The organism is Methylobacterium guangdongense, from assembly GCF_038442355.1.
In the GTDB taxonomy this organism is placed as follows: domain Bacteria; phylum Pseudomonadota; class Alphaproteobacteria; order Rhizobiales; family Beijerinckiaceae; genus Methylobacterium; species Methylobacterium guangdongense.
Genome location: NZ_JBBXMX010000003.1, coordinates 36,788 through 54,865, shown reverse-complemented (window position 1 = coordinate 54,865; position 18,078 = coordinate 36,788). Strand labels below are relative to the sequence as shown.

Genomic DNA, 18,078 nt, shown 5'->3' with positions numbered 1-18,078 from the left:
CTTCCGCCGCCATGTCGACGATCGCGCAGACGGCGCTGCATCTGGATCTGAGTGAGCGGCGCTTCCGCGAACTGGTCGACGAGGGCGTGATTCCACGAGCGGCGCGGGGCGAATACGAGCTCGACGCGACGCGCACGATCTACATCCGGCACCTCCGAGAGCAGGCGGCTGGTCGCAACAAGCCCGGTGCGCTCGACCCCGGCCAGGAACGAGCGCTGAAAGATCGGGCGCAGCGCGAACTCGCTGAGTTCAATCTGTCCGTCGAGCGCGGTGAGATGGTCCGCATCGAGGAGATCGGCGCCCAGATCGAGCAGGCGTTCGGCGTGGTCCGCACGCGGCTCCTCGCGCTGCCGGGCAAGTTCGGCGGTGACCTGACATCGGACCAGGTCGCGCGGGTCGAGGCCGAGATCCGCGACGCCCTGGAAGAGTTGCATGCCCGAGGCGACGAACCTGAACGGAGCTGAGCAACTGCGGGCGCGCATCGCCCGCGCATTCCTCGTCTTCAAGCCGCCGCCGCGCCTCAGCCTGATCGAATGGGCCGACACCTATCGGCGTGTGTCCAGCAAGAACTCGGCCCAGCCCGGGCAATGGCGGACTGCGGTGCAGCCGGCGGCGATGGGCCCGATGCTCGCCGTCACGCAGCGCGACACGTTCATCGTCACGGTGGTGGCCGCGACGCAGGTGCTCAAGTCCGAGCTCCTGATGAACACGGCCTTCTACTTCATCCACCTCGACCCCTCACCGATCCTGTTCGTGCAGCCGTCGCAGAAAGCGGCCGAGGCGTTCTCGAAGGAGCGATTTCAGCCGACCGTCGCCGAGACGCCGGTGCTGCGGGAGCTGATCAAGGCGCCGAAGGCCCGCGGCTCCGAGAACACGATCACGCACAAGGATTACCCGGGCGGCTCGCTCGACTTCGTCGGCTCGGAATCGCCGACCGATCTCGCGTCCCGTCCGAAGCGCGTCGTGCTCTGCGACGAGATCAACAAGTACCCGCCGAGCGCGGGCAAGGAGGGCGATCCTCTCCTGCTCGCCGAGGAGCGGGCCTCGACCTACAAAGACGTGCGCCGGCACAAGTTCGTGCGGGTCTGCTCGCCGACGGTGAAGGACGCCTGCCGGATCACCGGCGAGTACGAGAAAAGCGACCGGCGGCAGTGCTTCGTCGCCTGCCTGCACTGCGAGCACGAGCAGACCCTGGCGTGGTCGCAGGTGCGCTGGCTGAAGGTGCTAGAAGACGGCACCGAGACCTACGACCCGCCGCCGAACGCCGAGGTGGTCTACCACAAGGCCGAGACTGCGGTGATCACCTGCACGTCGTGCGGTGAGCCCTGGACTGAGACCGAGAGGCGCGAGGCGTTGCGCGCGCTGGAGCATCGGTCCGACTACGGCTGGCGGCAGACTGCGCGGTTCACCTGCTGCGGCGAGGAGCAGACGCCGGGTCTCTGGGACGACGAGGGCCGGTCGGTCTGCGAGCACTGCGGCCAGCGCTCGACCTTCGACGGCCATGCCGGCTTCCACGTCTCGAAGCTGCTGTCGGCCCGTCACCGCCTCGCCGACGTGGTGCGCGAGTTCATTCAGGCCCGGCGCGATCCGGAGGCCTTGCGGAAGTGGACGAACACCGGCCTCGCCGAAACCTGGGAGCACCAGGCCGGCGAGGGCATGGACGGCTCGGGCCTGATCAACCGGGCGGAGCCCTACGGACCGGACGATCTGCCGGATGCGGTCCGCATCGTCACCGGATTCTGCGACGTGCAGGGCGATCGCCTGGAGATGCAGCTCGTCGGCTGGGGTCAGGACGAGGAGGCGTGGCCCTTCCTCTACGAGGTGATCAACCTCGACCCGGCCGAGCCGCAGGCGTGGCGTGAGCTCGATGCGCTCCGGGCCCGGGTGTTCACGACCGCCGAGGGCCGGAAGCTCCGCATCGCGGCGTTCGGGGTCGATGTCGGTGGCCTTAATCACGCAGCCCAGGCGGTGGCCTACTGCCGCCGCCGCCGCGGCCAGCGCGTGTTCGCCACGATCGGCCGGGGCGGGAAGTACCCAATCTGGCCGTTGCGCTCGTCACGCTCGAAGGCCAACGACAAGATCTGGCTGATGGGAGTGGATGCCGCGAAGGACGCGATCTACGCCCGGCTGAAGATCGAGCCGCTCGCCCACCCAGAGGACGGGTCGGCGCCGAAGCCGCACCCGGGCCTGATCCACTTCCCGATGCACGAGAGCTTCGGGCCAGACTACTTCGAGCAGCTGACCGCGGAGCGGCGCGAGGTGCGCCGTCGGCTCGGCCAGCAGGTGGTGGTCTGGATCACGCCCAAGGGCAAGCGCAACGAGGCGCTCGACACCTTCGTCGGCTGCCTCGCGGTCCGGAAGGCGCTGTCGCAGCGGATCGAGCGCGGCTTGGAATACGGGGTCGGCGCGCCTGCGGAAACGCCTACACCGCAGACGCCAGCCACGCCGCCATCTTCATACGCACCGCCGCCGCCCGCGGCCGCGCCTCCACAAGCCGCTCCGCGTGCGCCCCAGCATCGCGGCAGCTCGTATCTCGGCCGGCAGTCTGGCTGGCTTCGGTAGGGAGACTACAAGCCATGGCCAAGACCTCCTCGACCTCCTCGGCTCCGACCATCGAATCGCTTCTGGAGGAGGGGAACGGCGTACTCGTGAAGCGCGGCTCAGTTTGGAGCTACCCAGGTTGCCCAAACGACCGCAGCGGGACGAACCTCGTCCTGCCGATCGAGTCCGTTTCCGACGCTGAGGTGCAGGCCGCGCTCGTCTCGGGCGACCTCGTGGCGAAGGCCGGTGACGTGATGGGCGGCACGACCGCTGTGACCGCCAAGCCGGCCGAGGGCGAGATCGTCATGACGGTCAACCCGATGCTCGCCGGCTCGGTCGAAGCCGCCACCGAACTGCCGCTGAACTCGCGCCCGACCCACGACGCCGGACGCAGCGATGCCGAGTTCGACTATGCGGCCGCGATGAAGGATGCCGGTGTGATGCGCTCCGCGCCCGCCAGCCGCGTGGCCCCGAGCGCGGCTGCGGCGTCCGCCGGCGCCCCGGCGGGCGGCACCGGCGCCGTCAGCGGCTCGGTCACCAAGTAGCCCCTCATGCCCGCGCCCGTGATTCCGCCGCTCCCGATCGGCATACCGCCGGCACCCCCCGCGCCAGTTTCGGCCAACGAGGGCGCAGAGCGGCGCGGACCGGTTGCCGCGCCTCAGGACTACGCCGGGCGCTACGCCACGCCAGACTGGCGGCGCGATCGCACGTCCGCAGACGATCCGCGCAAGGGCAGGTGATCATGCCGCTCGACATCGTCACGCAAGCTCGGTTGCAGCAGCAACTTGCTCAAGTCACCGCGCAGATCGCCTCCGGCGTCACCCGCGCTTCCTACGAGGGGAAGAGCACGGAGTTCCGCTCGCTGGAAGAGCTGTACAAGATCCGCGACGATCTAATGGTGCAGCTCGGTCAGACGGGCGGTCGGGTTCGGCGCACAGTCACGGCCTACAGCAGCGGCTTCTATCCTGGCGGCGGCGCGTACTGATGCCGCGTTGGGTCGAGCGTGCCATCGCTGCGGTCTCGCCCGCAGCTGCGCTTCGGCGCGAGCAGACGCGTGCGCAGATCGCGCGCTCCGCTCATGTCCGGTCGCTATACGAAGGTGCGTCTTACTCCCGGCGGACACAGGGCTGGCGGGCGCCGTTCACCGACGCAAACGTCGAGACACGCTTCGCGAACACGCGACTGCGTGCCGTGGCCCGTGATCTCCGGCGCAACAACGCGATCGCGACCCGGGGCGTGGCGACGATTCAGGCGAACACGGTCGGCGCCGGCATCACGCCGACCGTTATGGCCACCACCGACGCCCGCAAAAAGCGGGTTGCTGCGCTGGTCAATAAGCACTTCGAGAGCACCGACTGCGACGCGGACGGGCGGCACAACATCTACGGGCTGCAGAATCTCGCGATGGGCGCCATCGTCGAGAGCGGCGAGGTATTGATCCGCCGTCGAGTTCGGCGGTCCTCCGACGGCTATGCGCTGCCGCTGCAGTTCCAGGTGCTGGAGGCGGATTTTCTGGACAGCAGCGTCGACGGGCCGCTGCCCAACGGCAATTACGCGATTCAGGGCGTCGAGTTTGATCTGCGCGGCAAGCGCGTCGCCTACTACATTTTCCCGGTCCACCCCGGCTCGCTCAGCATGGGCATGACGCCGGGATATCGCGGCCAGCGCGTCTCCGCCGACTTCGTGGCGCATATCTACCGCGTCGACCGGCCGGGGCAGGTCCGTGGAGTGACGTGGTTCGCGCCCGTCATCGTCCGCATGAAGGATCTGGCCGACTACACCGACGCGCAATTGCTCCGGCAGAAGATCGCCGCATGCTTCGGCGGCTTCGTTACCACCGCCGACGGCAGTGGCCCGTCCTTTGACGATCAGGGCCAGTTGCTTCCAGTCACGCCGTCGGGCATCAACATCGAGGGCCTTGAGCCCGGGATGATCCAGTACCTGCGGGAAGGCGAGTCGATCGTCTTCCCGAACCCGCCCGCGGTGCAGGATTTCGGACCCTACACGAACGTCACCTATCACGAGGTGGCCGCCGGCCTCGGCGTCACCTACGAGGCCCTGACCGGCGACCTCTCGCAGGCCACCTACAGCGGCGGCCGCCTCGGCCACCTCGAGTACGACCGCAACGTCGACTCCTGGAGGTGGAACATGCTGGTCCCGCAGATGCTGGGACCGATCGAGATCTGGACGCAGGATGCCGTTGCAGCCGTGACCGGGTCGACCGAACCGTTCAGCCTGCAGTGGACGCCGCCCGAGCGGATCCTGATCGACGTCCAGATGGAGAACGAGGCGTCCAAGGACGCCATCCGTAACGGCCTCTCGTCTCGATCCGAAGAGGTACGCAAGCGCGGTCTCGACCCGATCGCCCTCGACAACGAGATCGCCGAGGACAACAGACGCGCCGACGCTCTGGGGCTGATCTACGATTCCGACCCCCGTGCCGTGTCCGGTCGCGGTGTTTCGCAGAAGGCGGATGGCACGCCGCCATCAGGCGCCCGCGCGCGCAACCAGGCCGACAAGCAGGCCGACGAGGGCTGAGTCCCTCCCGCATCGAAGGCTTACCCGATGGACGGAACTCGCTCGCTCGTCAGCAATGGCGAGCTGATCCTCTATGGCGTCATCAACCCCAACGACATGTCCGGCGAGGGCATTCGGGCGATCGACGTCATCGACAGCCTCGTGCAGCTGTCCGCTGCGCCGCAGGTCAAGGTGCGGATCAACTCGCCGGGCGGGTCCTGCATCGAAGGTCTCGCCATCTACAATGCGCTCCGCGGCTGCGGGAAGCCCGTGGTTACCCAGGTCGACGGCATCGCGGCCTCGGCCGCCAGCGTGGTGATGCTCGCGGGCGATACGCGGCTCATCGCCGAGAGCGCCTCCGTGATGATCCACGATCCGTGGGGCATGGCGATCGGTACCTCCGACGAGCTGCGCGCTTCCGCCGACGAGTGCGACCGGCAGAAGCAGATCGTCATCGATCTGTACGTCGCCCGGACCGGTCAGGATGCAGAGACCATCTCGGCCATGATGGCGGCCGAGACGTACATGTCGGCTAGTGACGCCATCGACAACGGCTTCGCCACCGCGCTCGCCCCGGAGATGCGCGTCGCCGCCTGCGCGAAGCTCAACCCCGAATCCATGGCGAAGCTGCTGCTCGCCAAGCCGAGCGTCCGGGCGGAAGCCCCGGCTCAGGCGGCCCCCGCCGCCACTCCCGCGGCTCCCGCCGCTCAATCGAAAGAACCTCCCATGACGCAGTCCGCCGCGAGCGGTGCCACCGGCGGTCACGCGTCCGCCGCGCCCGCCCATCAGTCCGCCCCCGCCACGCCGCCGGCGACCCCGGCGCCCGGTGCAACCCCGCCGCACGTACCGACCCCCGGCGAGAGCGTCGCGATGCGCCTGCAGGCCGCCCAGGAAGAGCGCGAACGCGTCCAGGGCATCCATCAGGCCGTTCGGTCCGCCCGCCTCGGGACCGATCTCGCCGACATGCTGATCGCGCAGGGCGTGCAGCTGAGCGACGCACGGACCACGATCCTCGACAAGTGGTCGGAGGCCCGTTCCAAGGAGGAGGGCTTCGGTACCTCGGTCGAGATGCGCGGCCACATCTCCGTCGAGAAGGACGCCGAGGAGCGCTGGGCCGAAGGCGCCACCCAGGGCCTGATGATGCGTGCGGGGCTGACGAGGCCGGACCGCAGCAACGAGTTCTACGGGCTGACCCTGTCTGAGCTCGCCCGGTCCTCGCTGCACATCCGCAATCAGAAGACCGGCAACCTCGACCGCATGACCATGGTCGGCCGCGCCTTCACAGTCCGGTCCGAGGGCCCGGGCTACAATTCGACCTCGGACTTCCCGTCGATCCTTCAGAACGTCGCCTACAAGGCGATGATGAAGGGCTACACCGAGGTCGAGGAGACATTCGAGCAGTGGACCGGCAAGGGTGTCCTCACGGACTTCCGGCCTGCCTACCGTGTCGACAGCGGCCTGTTCCCGTCGCTCGACAAGGTCGAGGAGGGCGCCGAGTACAAGTATGGGACCGTGACCGACAACGGCACGATGGTGGTGCTCGCCACCTACGGCAAGCTGTTCGCCATCACCCGGCAGGCGATCATCAACGACGACCTGCACTACTTCAACCAGATCCCGCTGAAGATGGGCCGGGCCGCCAAGCGCACCATCGGCAACCTCGTCTACGCGATCCTGAACACCAATCCGGCGATGCAGGACGGCGCCCCGCTGTTCTCGGCAGGTCACGGCAACCTCGCGGCTGCGGGCGGCCTGCCGTCGGCATCAGCCATCGGTGCAGCGCGTTCCGCGATGGCGCGGCAGAAGGACGATGCCGGGATCGGCACAGGCGTCGGCATCCGGCCGAAGTTCATCCTGACCTCGCCGGAGCTGTTCGACATCACGACTACGGTGCTCAAGGCCGAGTACCTGACCTCAGATGCCGGCCTTCAGCCGAACTACGTCCAGAACGCCGCCACACCGATCTGGGACGGCCGCATCAGCGCCGGCCCGTGGTTCCTGGCGGCGGACCCGGCCGTCACCGACACGATCGAAGTGGACTACCTCGACGGCGTCGAGGAGCCCTTCATGGACGAGAAGCAGGGCTGGAGCGTCGACGGGGTCGAGTACAAGGTCCGCATCGATGCCGGCGTGAAGGCCCTGCACTGGCGCGGTCTCTACAAGAACGGCGGCGTGGGCAACTAAGCCCGCGCACTCCCCCTCATCCCGTCCTGAACTCCTGAGCGCCGCGGCCGCGTCCGATCGGCAGAGGGCTTTGTCATGAAGAACTACATCGAGGCAGGCGACACAATCACGGCGCCGGCGCCGGCTGGTGGCGCTGTGAGCGGTCTGCCGGTCATCATCGGCCTGTTGATCGGCATCGCGACCACCACGGTCGCGGCCGGCATCAATGTGGCCGTGAAGACGAGCGGCGTGTTCGAGTTGCCTAAGGTCTCGGCCCAGGCTTGGACCATCGGTCAGGCAATTTACTGGGACCCGGTCGCGGGCAACGCCACGACTTCGAACACCAGCACGACTCTGCTGGGCTATGCGTCGGAGCCCTCGGCCAACCCGTCGGCTGTCGGCCGCGTGCGACTGATCCCGCGCGCCGCCTGACGCCGTGATCGACTTCGCCGCCCTGACGCTCGCGCCGTGCATCGACATCTTCGCACGGCCGATCATCATCACGCCGCAGGCCTCCCAGCCCGCGCGACGTGAGGGCGGCGTGATCGTCCCGGCCGGCCAGCCCTACGCCTCCCGGGGCGTGTGGGCGAGCCGGCCGATCGACGTGCCGACCGAAGAGGGCATCATGTCCTCGCAGGCGCACACCCTCGGCATCCAGGCGAGCGACTTCACGATCCCGCCCGCGCCGGGCGACCTCGTTGAGATCCCGGCCGCCGGCAGCCTGCCGCGCATCGGCGTCTGCGAGATCGAGGACACCGACGACGACGGCCAGGGCGGCACGTCGCTGTCGCTGAAGGTGGTCGGCCCTTGACCACGGCCGCGTTCGACATCCGCGAGGCGATCATCCAGCGCCTCTCCGACCTGCCGGGCTACAAGGCCTTGCCGCGCCGCGTGCCGCTGCCACAGCTGCAGCCGACCGATCTGCCCCGGCTGTCCGTGTTCATTATGGGCGAACGGCTGACGCCCGATGGCGACGCCGGCGCATCCGAGCCGCACTTCGTGACCGAGATCACCATCGGCATCTCGGACATGCGCGGCTTCGCGACTGCCATCGTTCTGGACGGCCAGAACGATGCTGCTGTCGACGCGATCGAAGAACGGTTGCTCTGCGATCCTAGCTTCACCCGCAAGGGGCCCGACGCGCTGTTCGAGGCCGTGACCGGCATCACGCGTCGTCGGATCTATCCGCAAGATGGCGAGACGTTCTTCGCCGAGCTCCGGCTTGAGATGACGTTCCGCCTGCGCGTCGACTTCCCGCCGTTCGTGCCGGACCGCTTCCTCGACATGGCGGTCACGCTGAATCGCCCAGGCCACCCCGGCGCACCCGAGCCCGAGATCATCATCCCCGTCCCTCAGGAGACGACGCCATGAAGTTCCATGTGGAGCCGGTCTCCAAAAAGACCGTGGTGCCCCCGCACCCGATCGAGGGTGCGATGCCGGCTGAGGGCGGCGCCGACTGGATTGCCGATCAGTACACCCTTCGCCTCATCCTCGACGGCGTGATCCGCCGGACGGACCAGGACGATACGGACGCCGCCGCGCAGGACACCGCCGCGCGCCGTCGCGCCGCTCCCGCCACCTCGCCCGCCCCGGGCAAAGCCCAGGAGGCCTGATCCATGCCCGTGAACGGCGCTCTCTCCGATATTCCGGCGAACTGGAAGCCGCCGCTGTTCTGGCTGACCGTCGACGGCAGCCAGGCCGGCCTGTCGACGCAGCGCGAGCCCGTGCTGCAGGTCGGGCAGATGCTGGCCACCGGCCTCGCGCAGAAGAACGTGCCCATCGCCGTCGGCTCGCCCGAGAACGCGGCGGCGCTTTTCGGCTTCGGCTCGATGTTGCACCGCATGGCGATCGTGCACTTCCGCGTCGCGCCGTATCACGAGCTCTGGATGATGGCCGTCGCGGATCCGGCAGCTGGCGTCGCCGCCACGGGCGCGATCGAAGTCACGAAGGCCCCGACCTCGGCGGGCACGATCCCGTTCTACATCGCCGGTCAGGTCGTCAGCGTGCTGGCCACCGGCTCGGACACGGCCGCGCAGCTCGCGACCAAGATCGCCGCCGCGATCAACGCGCTGCCGATGCTGCCGGTCTCGGCCGAGGTCGACGGCACCAACACGGCGAAGGTCAATCTGATTTGCGATTGGAAGGGCCTGACTGGTAACGACATACAGCTGCTGGACTGCTTCTACGGCTCCATCGGCGGCGAGGTGCTGCCGGCCGGCCTCGTGCTGGCCTACACCGCGATGTCCGGCGGGACCGGCTCGCCCGACATGACCGCGGCGATCCCCGCGCTCGGCGACGACGAGTACGACTACGTCGCGCTGCCCTTCACCGATTCCGTCACGCTCGCCCTCTGGGAGATCGAATACGGCTTCACGGCCAGCGGCCGCTGGGGCTGGGCCCGGCAGCTCTACGGCGGCATCTTCTCGGCGCGCCGTGATACCTACGCGAACCTGATGACGTTCGGGCCGACGCGGAACTCGCCCAACGTCTCGATCCTGTCGGTCGAGCCGGCCGCTCAGGCGCCGATCTGGGAGATCACGGCGGCCTATGCCGCGCTCGCATCCGACGCTCTGCTCAACGCTCCGGCGCGGCCGCTCCAGACGCTCGAGCTGACCGGCATCATGCCGGCGCAGCGGCAGGGTCGGTTCAACCTGAGCCAGCGGCAGGCCATGGCCACGGCCGGCCTCGCCATTCAGACCGTCGCCCCGTCAGGCGACATGATGATTCAGCGCGAGCAGACCACCTATCAGGTGAACCAGTACGGCCAGTCCGACGACGCGTTCGAGTTGGTCACGACCCTCTTCACCAACGCTCGGCTGTTCCGGCGCATGAAGTCGGCGATCACCTCGAAGTTCGGCCGGCACCAGCTGGCGGACGACGACACGGCCTTCGCGGCCGGGTTGGCGATCGTCACGCCCTCGATCGTGAAGTCCGAGATCCTGGCCGAATACAAGTCGGCCGAGTTCGATGGCCTCGCCGAGGACTACGAGGACTTCAAGAATAACCTCTCGGTGACGCGGGATCAGAACATCCCGACCCGGCTCAACGTCGTCTACCCGCCGGACATCGCCAACGGCCTGCGCACGCTCGCCGTGCTGGCCCAGTTCCGGCTCCAGTACGGCCGCGCCTGACGCGCGGGTTCTCACCGGGCCCTCGCGGCCGATCTCATTTCGGAGGCCTAGACCATGGGCAAGCGCATCGCCGGCACGGCGTACATCACGGCGGACGGCGTGCAGCTGGCGCTCCGCGGCAATCTCAACGTGAGCACTTCAGCGTTCGAGCGTAACGGCATCGCCGGGCTCGACCGCGTGCATGGGTACGAGGAGAAGCCGCGCGTGCCGTTCATCGAGTGCGACGTATCGCTGGGCAACGACACCACCATCGCGCAGCTGGAGGCAATTACCGATGCGACGGTGGTGGCCAAACTTGCGACCGGCCGCACCCACACGCTCTTCGGTGCTTGGACGAAATCGGCTTTCGAACTGAACGCCGAGCAGGGCATGACCCGGGTGCGGTTCGAAGGCATTTCCGGGAGCGAGTTCTGATGGACGGCTTCACGGACGCGCCGCAGCCAACACCCGTCGAGCAGCCGGCGCCGCAGCAGATTGATGATCAGGGCGTAGACATGCCGGACGGCGGCGTGCGCTATCGCCTTCGTCAGCCGGTGCAAGCGCCCGGTCCGAAGGGCATCGCGGAGGTGACGGAGATCGTCTGCCGCCGTCCGACCGGCATGGATATCCTTCAGGTCGGCAACCCAGTCCTCTTCGACCCAGGCCGAGCGCAGATCACGCACGACATCGAGAAGATGCCGCTGATGATCTTCCGTCTGTCGAGCGTCACCCCGGCGGTGCTGGGCAAGATGACTTCCGAAGACCTCACTGGCCTGTTCTGGGCGGTGACCCGTTTTTTTCTCCCACCGGTGGGGTCGATCTAGTCCGCACGTGCCTCGAACTGAGCCACGTGCACGAGAGCGGCGGCCTCCCGGTTCCCTGGCTTCTGGACCTACCTGAGCACGCTATCGCGAAGCTCATCGCCGAGACGAACGCCATGTACGATGACCTAGAGAGCGACGCGTGAGCCAGGATGAAGCGCTCCGCATGGTCGCGGAGGTGGTCGACAAGTCGACCGGCCCCCTCAAGGGCATCCGCGAGATGCTCCGCGGCGTCGCGCGCGAGGGCAAGGAGCACACCGAGACGATCACCCGTGGCATGGGGCGCCTCGAGTCCGGCATGAAGGGTGCGGCGAGCACCGCGACGAGCGTGCTCTCCCCGGCCCTGGCCACCGTCGGCATCACCGGCCTGACCCTCGGTGCCACGATCGCTGGCATCGGTGCGGCGTTGCGCAATTTCGGTGGCTCCGCCAAGGAACTCGGCACGCTCAGCCGAGATACCGGGATCGCGGCCTCGACTTTGCGCGAGGTGCAGGGCGTACTCAACGCCGTCGGCGTGGACGCCGGCACGTCCGGTCAGGCTCTCCAAAAGTTCGCAGAGGAGGCGCGCCTCGCGCATCGTGGCTTTGGTCCGCTGATGGAGTTCCTGCGGCGGCAGGGCCGTGACGAGTCCGGCCGGGCCTACTTCAACGGCCTCGCCAACGACATCATGCGCTCGAAGGATGCCGGCGACGCATACATGAAGGCGTTGAAGGGCCTGGAGGGGATCAAGGATCCGGTCGAGCGCCGGATCTACGCAGAGAACATCCTGAAGCTCGGCGACGCGGCCCGGCTGGCGGATGGCCGCCTCGGATCCCTAGATGACCAGATTGCTCGGTTCCGCCGGAACAACGGCGTGGTGACCGATCAGGACATCAAGGACGCCGAGGCCTACGCCCGGGCCATGGACGCCCTTCAGGGCACGATGGGCAAGTTGTACAACGCGGTGGCCCGTGAGCTGACGCCGAGCCTGACTGCGGCTGCCACGGCCCTCAAGGGCTTCATGGACGACCAGCGCAACGGCGTGCAGAGCGGCATCGTCTCGACGATACAGGACATCAAATCCGAACTGGCAAAGATCGATTGGGCCCAGGCCGGGAAGGATTCGCTGGCGTTTTTCCGGGAGACGACGGCGCTCGCCGGGACGCTTGCGCGCGACCTGCACACCATCGTCGAGGCAATGCGCTTGCTGCGGGCGGGCGACGTGCCGGGCGCGCTGCGCGAGTCCACCGGCGGCGGTGGAACGGTCGGGCGCCTCGTGAACAAATTCTATCCGCGCCCGGACGCCTCGACGTCGTTGGATGAGCAGCTCGACGCGCAGATGCGCGGGCAGGACCTGAGTGCGGACCAGCTGCGGGAGCACCAGAACCTGCGCTCCAAGGCGCCGCGCGTCGCGGAAATTGAGGCGCGGCAGGCTGAGATCCGAGGCAAGCTCGACCAATTCGGGCTGATGCAGAAGGGCGGCACGGACAGCGAGCGGTCGCGGCAGACGGCCGACGATCTGCGCCGCGAGATGACACGGCTCACCGACGAGCTGAAGCGCATCCGCGAGGGTGGCGCGACGGTGCAGCAGCAGTCGTTCGACGCCACCGGCGGCGGTCTTGGCGGCCTGATTCAGAAGGCAAGCTACGGTGGCGGCAGTGGGTTGCCTGCTGTCCGACAGATGCTCCGCAGCGGCGGCGGCATCTACGCGCCAGGTGGCGGCGGGTATGGCGGCGGCGCCGATGCGGGCGACAGCGGCCTGGACCTGTACGGCGGCCCGTCCGGCGGCGGTCGTGCGCGCGGGCCGGCGGTGCCTGGGCCGGACAGTCCCGCGGGGCAGGTCGGCCGGCAGCTTCGCGCAACTGGTGACAGCGGTCGTTTCAACGCCGCTCCGCCCGAGGCCGAAGGTACGTATAGACCGCGGTATGATGTCAGAGGCGCCGATCTCGACCAACGTGTAATCAACACGATCGCGGGCGAAGTTAGCACTCGAAATTCTGGTGGCGTCGACGTCGTTATCAGTAATATGCTCAACCGCGTTGGAACGCGAAGCTGGGGGCCAAGCGCAAATCTATTAGAAGTTTCACGTGCGCGGGGCCAATACGCGGGTTATCGACGAGCATCAGAAGCAGAGAGCGAATTCATCCGCGAGCGCATCCGAGCCGTTGCCTCAGGTGGCGTCCCCGATAACACTCAAGGCTCGAACAGCTACCGAGCCGAAAGCTATTACCGTGGCGAAGGCAGAAACAGAACTTGGGCTCGGACGTCTCGGATCGGGCCGAGTGTCGCGGGGAACAGATATGGATATGTCCCCGGCGCCCCGAATGGACCGTATGCTCCATACGCGGAAGGCCCGCGCCGAAGCTTAGACGCCCGCGCAGATGGTAACGCGTTCCAGGCAACCTACCGTGCGCGACAAGAGGCCGAAGACGATCGCGCAAAATCTCTAGAACTTCGGCCGGCTGCGCGTAGCGCCCTGCAAAACTCGCTTCGTGCGGGCGCCGTTGGTGCTACTCAGACTGCAGAGCGTGCGCTCATGGATGTTCGGATTCACAACCCGGGCCCGAACACGAGGGCGTCGGTCGTGGCCAAAGGCAGCATGTTTGGCGAAGTGAAACAGATGACCGGGCGGCAGATGCGGTCGAGCGACGACCTTTAGTCGTTCTCCTGATAAGCAGTCGACCTGACACAGCCGTCTTTATAACAGACGTATGTGCCAGTTTCCGCTTTCATCAAGCATGGCTGCCTAGGCATATTGTTCATCGTCGCTTCTTTATCCGCGCGCCAGCGAGCGATGAAAGAGGCTGGGCACCCCTTTGTCGGCAGCTCTGCCGCCCCGGCCCCACAGGCGGCGACAACAATAGCAAGGGTGGCGAGGATCATGCGCATGGCCGGCAAGGTAGCCATCGCGCGTAGGTTGTCGAGAGGCGTGAATGGCTGACAGCCCTTGGCGCGATCGTCTCCGCCCCGCATCGTTCCGCGGCGCGCCCTTCTACGTCGAGGTCGGCGCCCGGTCCGGCGGCCGGCGGATCGCCCCGCACGAGTTTCCAAAACGGGACATGCCGTACCCGGAGGACATGGGTCGGAAGGGCCGCTCGTTCGCCGTTACGGCCTACTGCGTCGGGCCCGACTACCAAGAAATGCGGGATGACCTGATCCTCGAACTGGAAACCGAGGGCGTCGGCACGCTGGTGCACCCGACCTTCGGCGAGTTCGAGGTCAAGAATGGGGTCTACAACCTCGTCGAGCGCAAGGACCGGGGCGGCTACTGCGAGATCGAGATCCCGTTCTTCGAGGCCGGCGAGGACGCCGCGTTCACCATCTCGGCCGCGACGCAGAACCAAGTGCAGATGAGCGCTAACGGCGCCGAGCAGGCGGTCGCCGCTGGCGGGGATCAGGGCCTGTATGCGTTGCGAGATCCCAATCGACCGCTGACCGGCGGGGGTGCCTGAATGAGCCTGCGCCGCGACCAGCCGACGCTCGACCTGATCGGGGCTGTCCTCGATGCGATCCTGTCGTTCAGCGGCGCCGAGAACCTCGCGGCGGCCGGCGCCGATCTCGAAGCTGCCGTCGGCGACCTCCGCGCGGACGCCCAGGGCTTGCTGCGGCAGGCGGCTTTGTTCGCCCCGCTGGCGCGCTGCTTCAGCCTCGCCCAGCAGACCGGCATGACGGTCGACACGATGGAACGGCTGCGCGCGACGATCGCGGCGCTGCCGGCGGCGGACGCCCGGTCGGCTCTGATCCAGTCACGCGGTCAGATGTTTTGCTGTATCCAGGAAGCTCGGATCACCGCAGCGACAATGTACGCGAGCCGCAACGAGGTAGATCGGGTGCTCGGCCTCGTCACGGCTGCCTTCGACGCCTGCCAGGGCGCAGCCGCGGATGCTGGCGACGCCGCAGGATACCGGGCGTTGGTCGGGCTGCGGGCCGCCATGGTGCGGGACCTTGCCGACCGGTCGCGCCCGTTGCCGAAGCTGGTGAACTACTCGTTCGGCCGCGTGCGCTCGTCGCTCACCCTGGCTCAGCGTCTCTACGGTGACGCCGGCCGGGCCGACGAGCTCGTGGCCGAGAATGAGATCGTGCACCCGCTCTTCGCGTCGCGCGCGGGGCGCGCCCTGTCCTTCTGAGGGTCAGCGATGCCCAAGCAGGCCGAGCTCGCCGAGATTGTGGTCGGCGGGCAGCGTTACGCGAACTGGGACAGCGTCTCTGTCACACGCTCCGGCATGTCGGTCGTGCCGACCTTCACCTTCACGGCCGCGTCGCCGATCGAGAGCGCCACGAACTTCGCTGGTCTCAAGCTCAAAATCGGGGACCCGTGCGAGGTGCTTCTCGCGGGCCGCCGGGTGATCCGGGGCCAGATCCGTCACCGCCAGCCAGCGTTCGATGCTAATCAGCATGGCCTACAGATCGGCGGCACGTCGCTGACCGGCGAAATTGTGAAGGCGACAGTCGACCACAATCAGGGGGAGTTCAAAAACTATACGCTGAGCCAAATCCTGAACTCAGTCTTCAAGCCCTACGGCATCAAGTTCAATTTGAAGGGCAGCACCGACGGCGCCGATAAGGTGTTCGAGAAGGTCAACGTCCAAACGGGCGAACTGCTGTTCAACTTCGCTGAGCGGCTCTGCCGGATGCGCAACGTCTTCATGTTCTCGGACATGGATGAGAACATCGTCGGCTACCGGATGGGCAGCGCGGCCGACGGCATCGCCGACCTCCAGGAGGGCCGTAACATCCTCTCGGCGTCGGCCGTCTTCGACTACAACGGGGCCTACGCCGAGCATCAAGCGATCGGCCAGAACACCGGCAACGATCAGCGTTTCGGGGACGCGGCCCGGGATGTAACCGGCAGCGCCAAGAACCCCGCGGTGCCGAACAAGACCGTCAACCGCTTCATGATGGAGCAGCCGGGCGACAAGGCCGATGCGCTAATGCGGGCGCAGCACGAAAACGCGCACGATGTCGGCAGCCAGGTTCAGGTCACCATCGTGGTGCAGGGCTGGTTCGCCAATCAGGACACGCTCTGGCTGGAGCACATCGGCGAGCCCGTGAGCGTCTACAGCCCGATGCTATTCACCGATGACCGACTGAACCTCGCCATTCAGGAAGTCACCTCGACCCAGAACGCGGGTGGCACGATGACGACGCTGACCCTCGTGCTGCCTGAGGCCTACAACGGCATCGGCACGATCCAGGGCGGCAGCGTCCCGCCACAGGTCTACGGGGCCTGAATGAGGCGCACGACAACACGCACCTCTGGCGATCGCGTAGCGATGTCGCTGTCGCGGGCGATCATCAGGTCGGTGAACGATTCCCCGTTCATGCAGACTCTCGGCGTGCAGATCCGAGAGGACGAGATCAGCACTGACGTCGAACACTGGCACCCAGCCGGCGTCACACACTACCCGATGCCGCCGGACGCCCGGGGCGCCGCCGAGATCATCCTCGCCACGTTGACCGGCAACAACTCGCACCCGATCGCGCTGCCGGCGGCCGACCGCCGGTTCCGCCCGAACGGGATGAAGCCCGGCGACACGGCGGTTGCCGACGCCAACAAGCAGACGATCCACCTCGGCCCAGTCAGCATCGTTCTGGACAGCCCGAAACGGTTCGATCTGCGGGTGAGCGCCGACCAGGGCGCCGGGCAAGCCAAGAACCAGGGCGCGAACCTGACGGCCGAAAAGAAGCCGTCTACGTCGATCACCGGCAAGGCCGCGGGCACGCTGGCCACCACCTCGACGGACGCCACCACTGTTGTAGGCAAGACGGTCGGCCTGACAGCCGGAACGAAGCCCGAGACCGTTGGCAACCACGAACTGAACCAGCAGCTCAAAGGCCTCGTCGCCCAGCTGACCCAGCTCAAGGATTCCCACCACGCCCTGTTCGACGTGGTCTCGAAGCTGCGGGCGAACGTTGAGAGCGTCGTGCCGGCGCTGGCCCCAATCAACGCGGCTGCACAGGTTACCGCGGCGCTCAGCGGTTCGCCGGCAGGCCTTGCGATTATGAAGGCGCTCGCCGCCGGCCAGCTGCAGGCCTATTTCCAGAACGCGGTTCAGGCAGCGCTGCAGGACTTCCTCGACCCGGCCCGCCTGCTCGCCGCGGCCAGCGTCATGTCGGGCGGCGTCGAGGGTCTCATCGCTCAGTCCCAGGCGCAGATCGCCAACCTGATCGCTCAGAACCCGGTGGCGGCCCAGGTCGACGGCCTACTCTCCCGGATCGAGGCGCTTGCTGACGCGCCGCTGGCGCCGGACATCGCGGGCGCGGCGGCCGCGGCGCTTCAGGCGCAGGTGGACTACCTCGCGCGGCAGAACCCGGTGGTTGGGCAGGTGCAGCAGTTGCGCGGCGTGCTCCAGGCACTGATCGACGGGGCCGGTCCCGGCCTCGGCTTCCTCGCCCCGCAGCAGCGCCTCGTGCAGGGCCTGACCCGGTCAATGCTGTTCAGCCAGAACTGAGGCCGGATGCCCGACATCGTCGACGTTCATTCCCGCCCCGCGGTGACCCGCGCGTGGCTCCTGACCCCCGTGGATCAGCGCGACCCGCACGAGGATCTCGTCGACTGCGCGGTGGTCGCGCTGGGCACGGACCGGCTGGCGCGGCCCGACGATGTGCTGCCGGTCCCAGGGGACACAGACCGCCGGGGTTGGTGGGGCGACCTCGACGCCTCAGGGATCCGCGATGGCTGGCCGATCGGCTCGCGGCTGTGGCTTCTGTCGCGCGTGACCATCACCGGCCCTGAGGCGCGTCAGGGCAGCACGGTCGCCCGGGCCGAGGACTACACCCGGGAATGCCTACAGCCCTTCGTGCAGAAGGGCGTGGCGTCCAGGCTCAGCGTGGCGGGCGAGCGCGTTGGGGTCGAGGGCATTCGCGTGACAGCGACCCTCTATCGGGGGCCGTTGCCGTCGATCCAGCTGCGGTTCTCCGATCTATGGAATGGGACGAGGGCCTGA

Annotated in this window: 19 protein-coding genes; all 19 read left to right on the top strand. The window is 67.5% G+C overall.

Annotated features, from left to right (window positions below; genetic code table 11):
• The first annotated feature begins 11 nt into the window (after nucleotides 1-11).
• The 19 genes from AAHG09_RS07230 (at nucleotide 12) to AAHG09_RS07140 (ending at nucleotide 18,078) form a co-directional block, all read left to right on the top strand.
• Nucleotides 12-464, top strand: coding sequence for a hypothetical protein (locus AAHG09_RS07230; RefSeq protein ID WP_342106314.1), 453 nt, complete (start codon nucleotides 12-14; stop codon nucleotides 462-464).
• The gene (locus tag AAHG09_RS07225) at nucleotides 433-2,562 is read left to right on the top strand and encodes a phage terminase large subunit family protein (RefSeq protein WP_342106312.1); all 2,130 of its coding nucleotides are present in this window, start codon (nucleotides 433-435) and stop codon (nucleotides 2,560-2,562) included. Before AAHG09_RS07230 ends, AAHG09_RS07225 begins: the two co-directional genes overlap by 32 nt.
• Before the next feature lie 14 nt (nucleotides 2,563-2,576).
• Entirely contained in the window at nucleotides 2,577-3,086 is a 510-nt protein-coding gene (locus AAHG09_RS07220; RefSeq protein ID WP_342106311.1) for a hypothetical protein, read from the top strand.
• A gap of 197 nt (nucleotides 3,087-3,283) precedes the next feature.
• Nucleotides 3,284-3,526, top strand: coding sequence for a phage head-tail joining protein (locus AAHG09_RS07215; RefSeq protein WP_342106308.1), 243 nt, complete (start codon nucleotides 3,284-3,286; stop codon nucleotides 3,524-3,526).
• Nucleotides 3,526-5,079, top strand: coding sequence for a phage portal protein (locus AAHG09_RS07210; protein ID WP_342106307.1), 1,554 nt, complete (start codon nucleotides 3,526-3,528; stop codon nucleotides 5,077-5,079). The genes AAHG09_RS07215 and AAHG09_RS07210 overlap by 1 nt, the downstream gene beginning before the upstream one ends.
• A 27-nt stretch (nucleotides 5,080-5,106) precedes the next feature.
• A complete protein-coding gene (locus AAHG09_RS07205; RefSeq protein WP_342106304.1) occupies nucleotides 5,107-7,242 on the top strand; it encodes a ClpP-like prohead protease/major capsid protein fusion protein in 2,136 nt (711 codons plus the stop codon).
• A gap of 75 nt (nucleotides 7,243-7,317) precedes the next feature.
• On the top strand, nucleotides 7,318-7,653 hold the full coding sequence (locus AAHG09_RS07200) for a DUF2190 family protein (protein ID WP_342106302.1): 336 nt from the start codon (nucleotides 7,318-7,320) through the stop codon (nucleotides 7,651-7,653).
• 4 nt (nucleotides 7,654-7,657) lie between these two features.
• Nucleotides 7,658-8,032, top strand: coding sequence for a head-tail joining protein (locus AAHG09_RS07195; protein ID WP_342106300.1), 375 nt, complete (start codon nucleotides 7,658-7,660; stop codon nucleotides 8,030-8,032).
• The gene (locus AAHG09_RS07190; protein WP_342106298.1) at nucleotides 8,029-8,592 is read left to right on the top strand and encodes a hypothetical protein; all 564 of its coding nucleotides are present in this window, start codon (nucleotides 8,029-8,031) and stop codon (nucleotides 8,590-8,592) included. Before AAHG09_RS07195 ends, AAHG09_RS07190 begins: the two co-directional genes overlap by 4 nt.
• Nucleotides 8,589-8,834 carry a hypothetical protein gene (locus tag AAHG09_RS07185; RefSeq protein ID WP_342106297.1) on the top strand — a complete coding sequence of 82 codons (246 nt, stop codon included), beginning with the start codon at nucleotides 8,589-8,591 and terminating at the stop codon, nucleotides 8,832-8,834. The genes AAHG09_RS07190 and AAHG09_RS07185 overlap by 4 nt, the downstream gene beginning before the upstream one ends.
• 3 nt (nucleotides 8,835-8,837) lie before the next feature.
• Nucleotides 8,838-10,352, top strand: coding sequence for a phage tail sheath subtilisin-like domain-containing protein (locus AAHG09_RS07180; protein ID WP_342106296.1), 1,515 nt, complete (start codon nucleotides 8,838-8,840; stop codon nucleotides 10,350-10,352).
• Nucleotides 10,353-10,406: 54 nt separating this feature from the next.
• A complete protein-coding gene (locus tag AAHG09_RS07175) occupies nucleotides 10,407-10,766 on the top strand; it encodes a phage tail tube protein (RefSeq protein WP_342106294.1) in 360 nt (119 codons plus the stop codon).
• Nucleotides 10,766-11,155 (top strand): phage tail assembly protein, encoded by a 390-nt coding sequence (locus tag AAHG09_RS07170; protein WP_342106292.1) that lies wholly within the window; start codon nucleotides 10,766-10,768, stop codon nucleotides 11,153-11,155. The genes AAHG09_RS07175 and AAHG09_RS07170 overlap by 1 nt, the downstream gene beginning before the upstream one ends.
• A gap of 139 nt (nucleotides 11,156-11,294) precedes the next feature.
• Nucleotides 11,295-13,790 (top strand): hypothetical protein, encoded by a 2,496-nt coding sequence (locus AAHG09_RS07165; protein ID WP_342106291.1) that lies wholly within the window; start codon nucleotides 11,295-11,297, stop codon nucleotides 13,788-13,790.
• Nucleotides 13,791-14,064: 274 nt separating this feature from the next.
• Entirely contained in the window at nucleotides 14,065-14,583 is a 519-nt protein-coding gene (locus AAHG09_RS07160) for a DNA circularization N-terminal domain-containing protein (protein ID WP_342106289.1), read from the top strand.
• Complete coding sequence (locus AAHG09_RS07155) at nucleotides 14,584-15,258, top strand: hypothetical protein (RefSeq protein WP_342106288.1); 675 nt, start codon at nucleotides 14,584-14,586, stop codon at nucleotides 15,256-15,258.
• Between the two features lie 9 nt (nucleotides 15,259-15,267).
• Nucleotides 15,268-16,362, top strand: a complete 1,095-nt coding sequence (locus AAHG09_RS07150) for a phage baseplate assembly protein (RefSeq protein WP_342106286.1) — start codon at nucleotides 15,268-15,270, stop codon at nucleotides 16,360-16,362.
• A 42-nt stretch (nucleotides 16,363-16,404) separates the two neighbouring features.
• Complete coding sequence (locus AAHG09_RS07145) at nucleotides 16,405-17,583, top strand: phage baseplate assembly protein domain-containing protein (RefSeq protein ID WP_342106284.1); 1,179 nt, start codon at nucleotides 16,405-16,407, stop codon at nucleotides 17,581-17,583.
• Nucleotides 17,584-17,589: 6 nt separating this feature from the next.
• On the top strand, nucleotides 17,590-18,078 hold the full coding sequence (locus AAHG09_RS07140) for a phage GP46 family protein (RefSeq protein WP_342106282.1): 489 nt from the start codon (nucleotides 17,590-17,592) through the stop codon (nucleotides 18,076-18,078).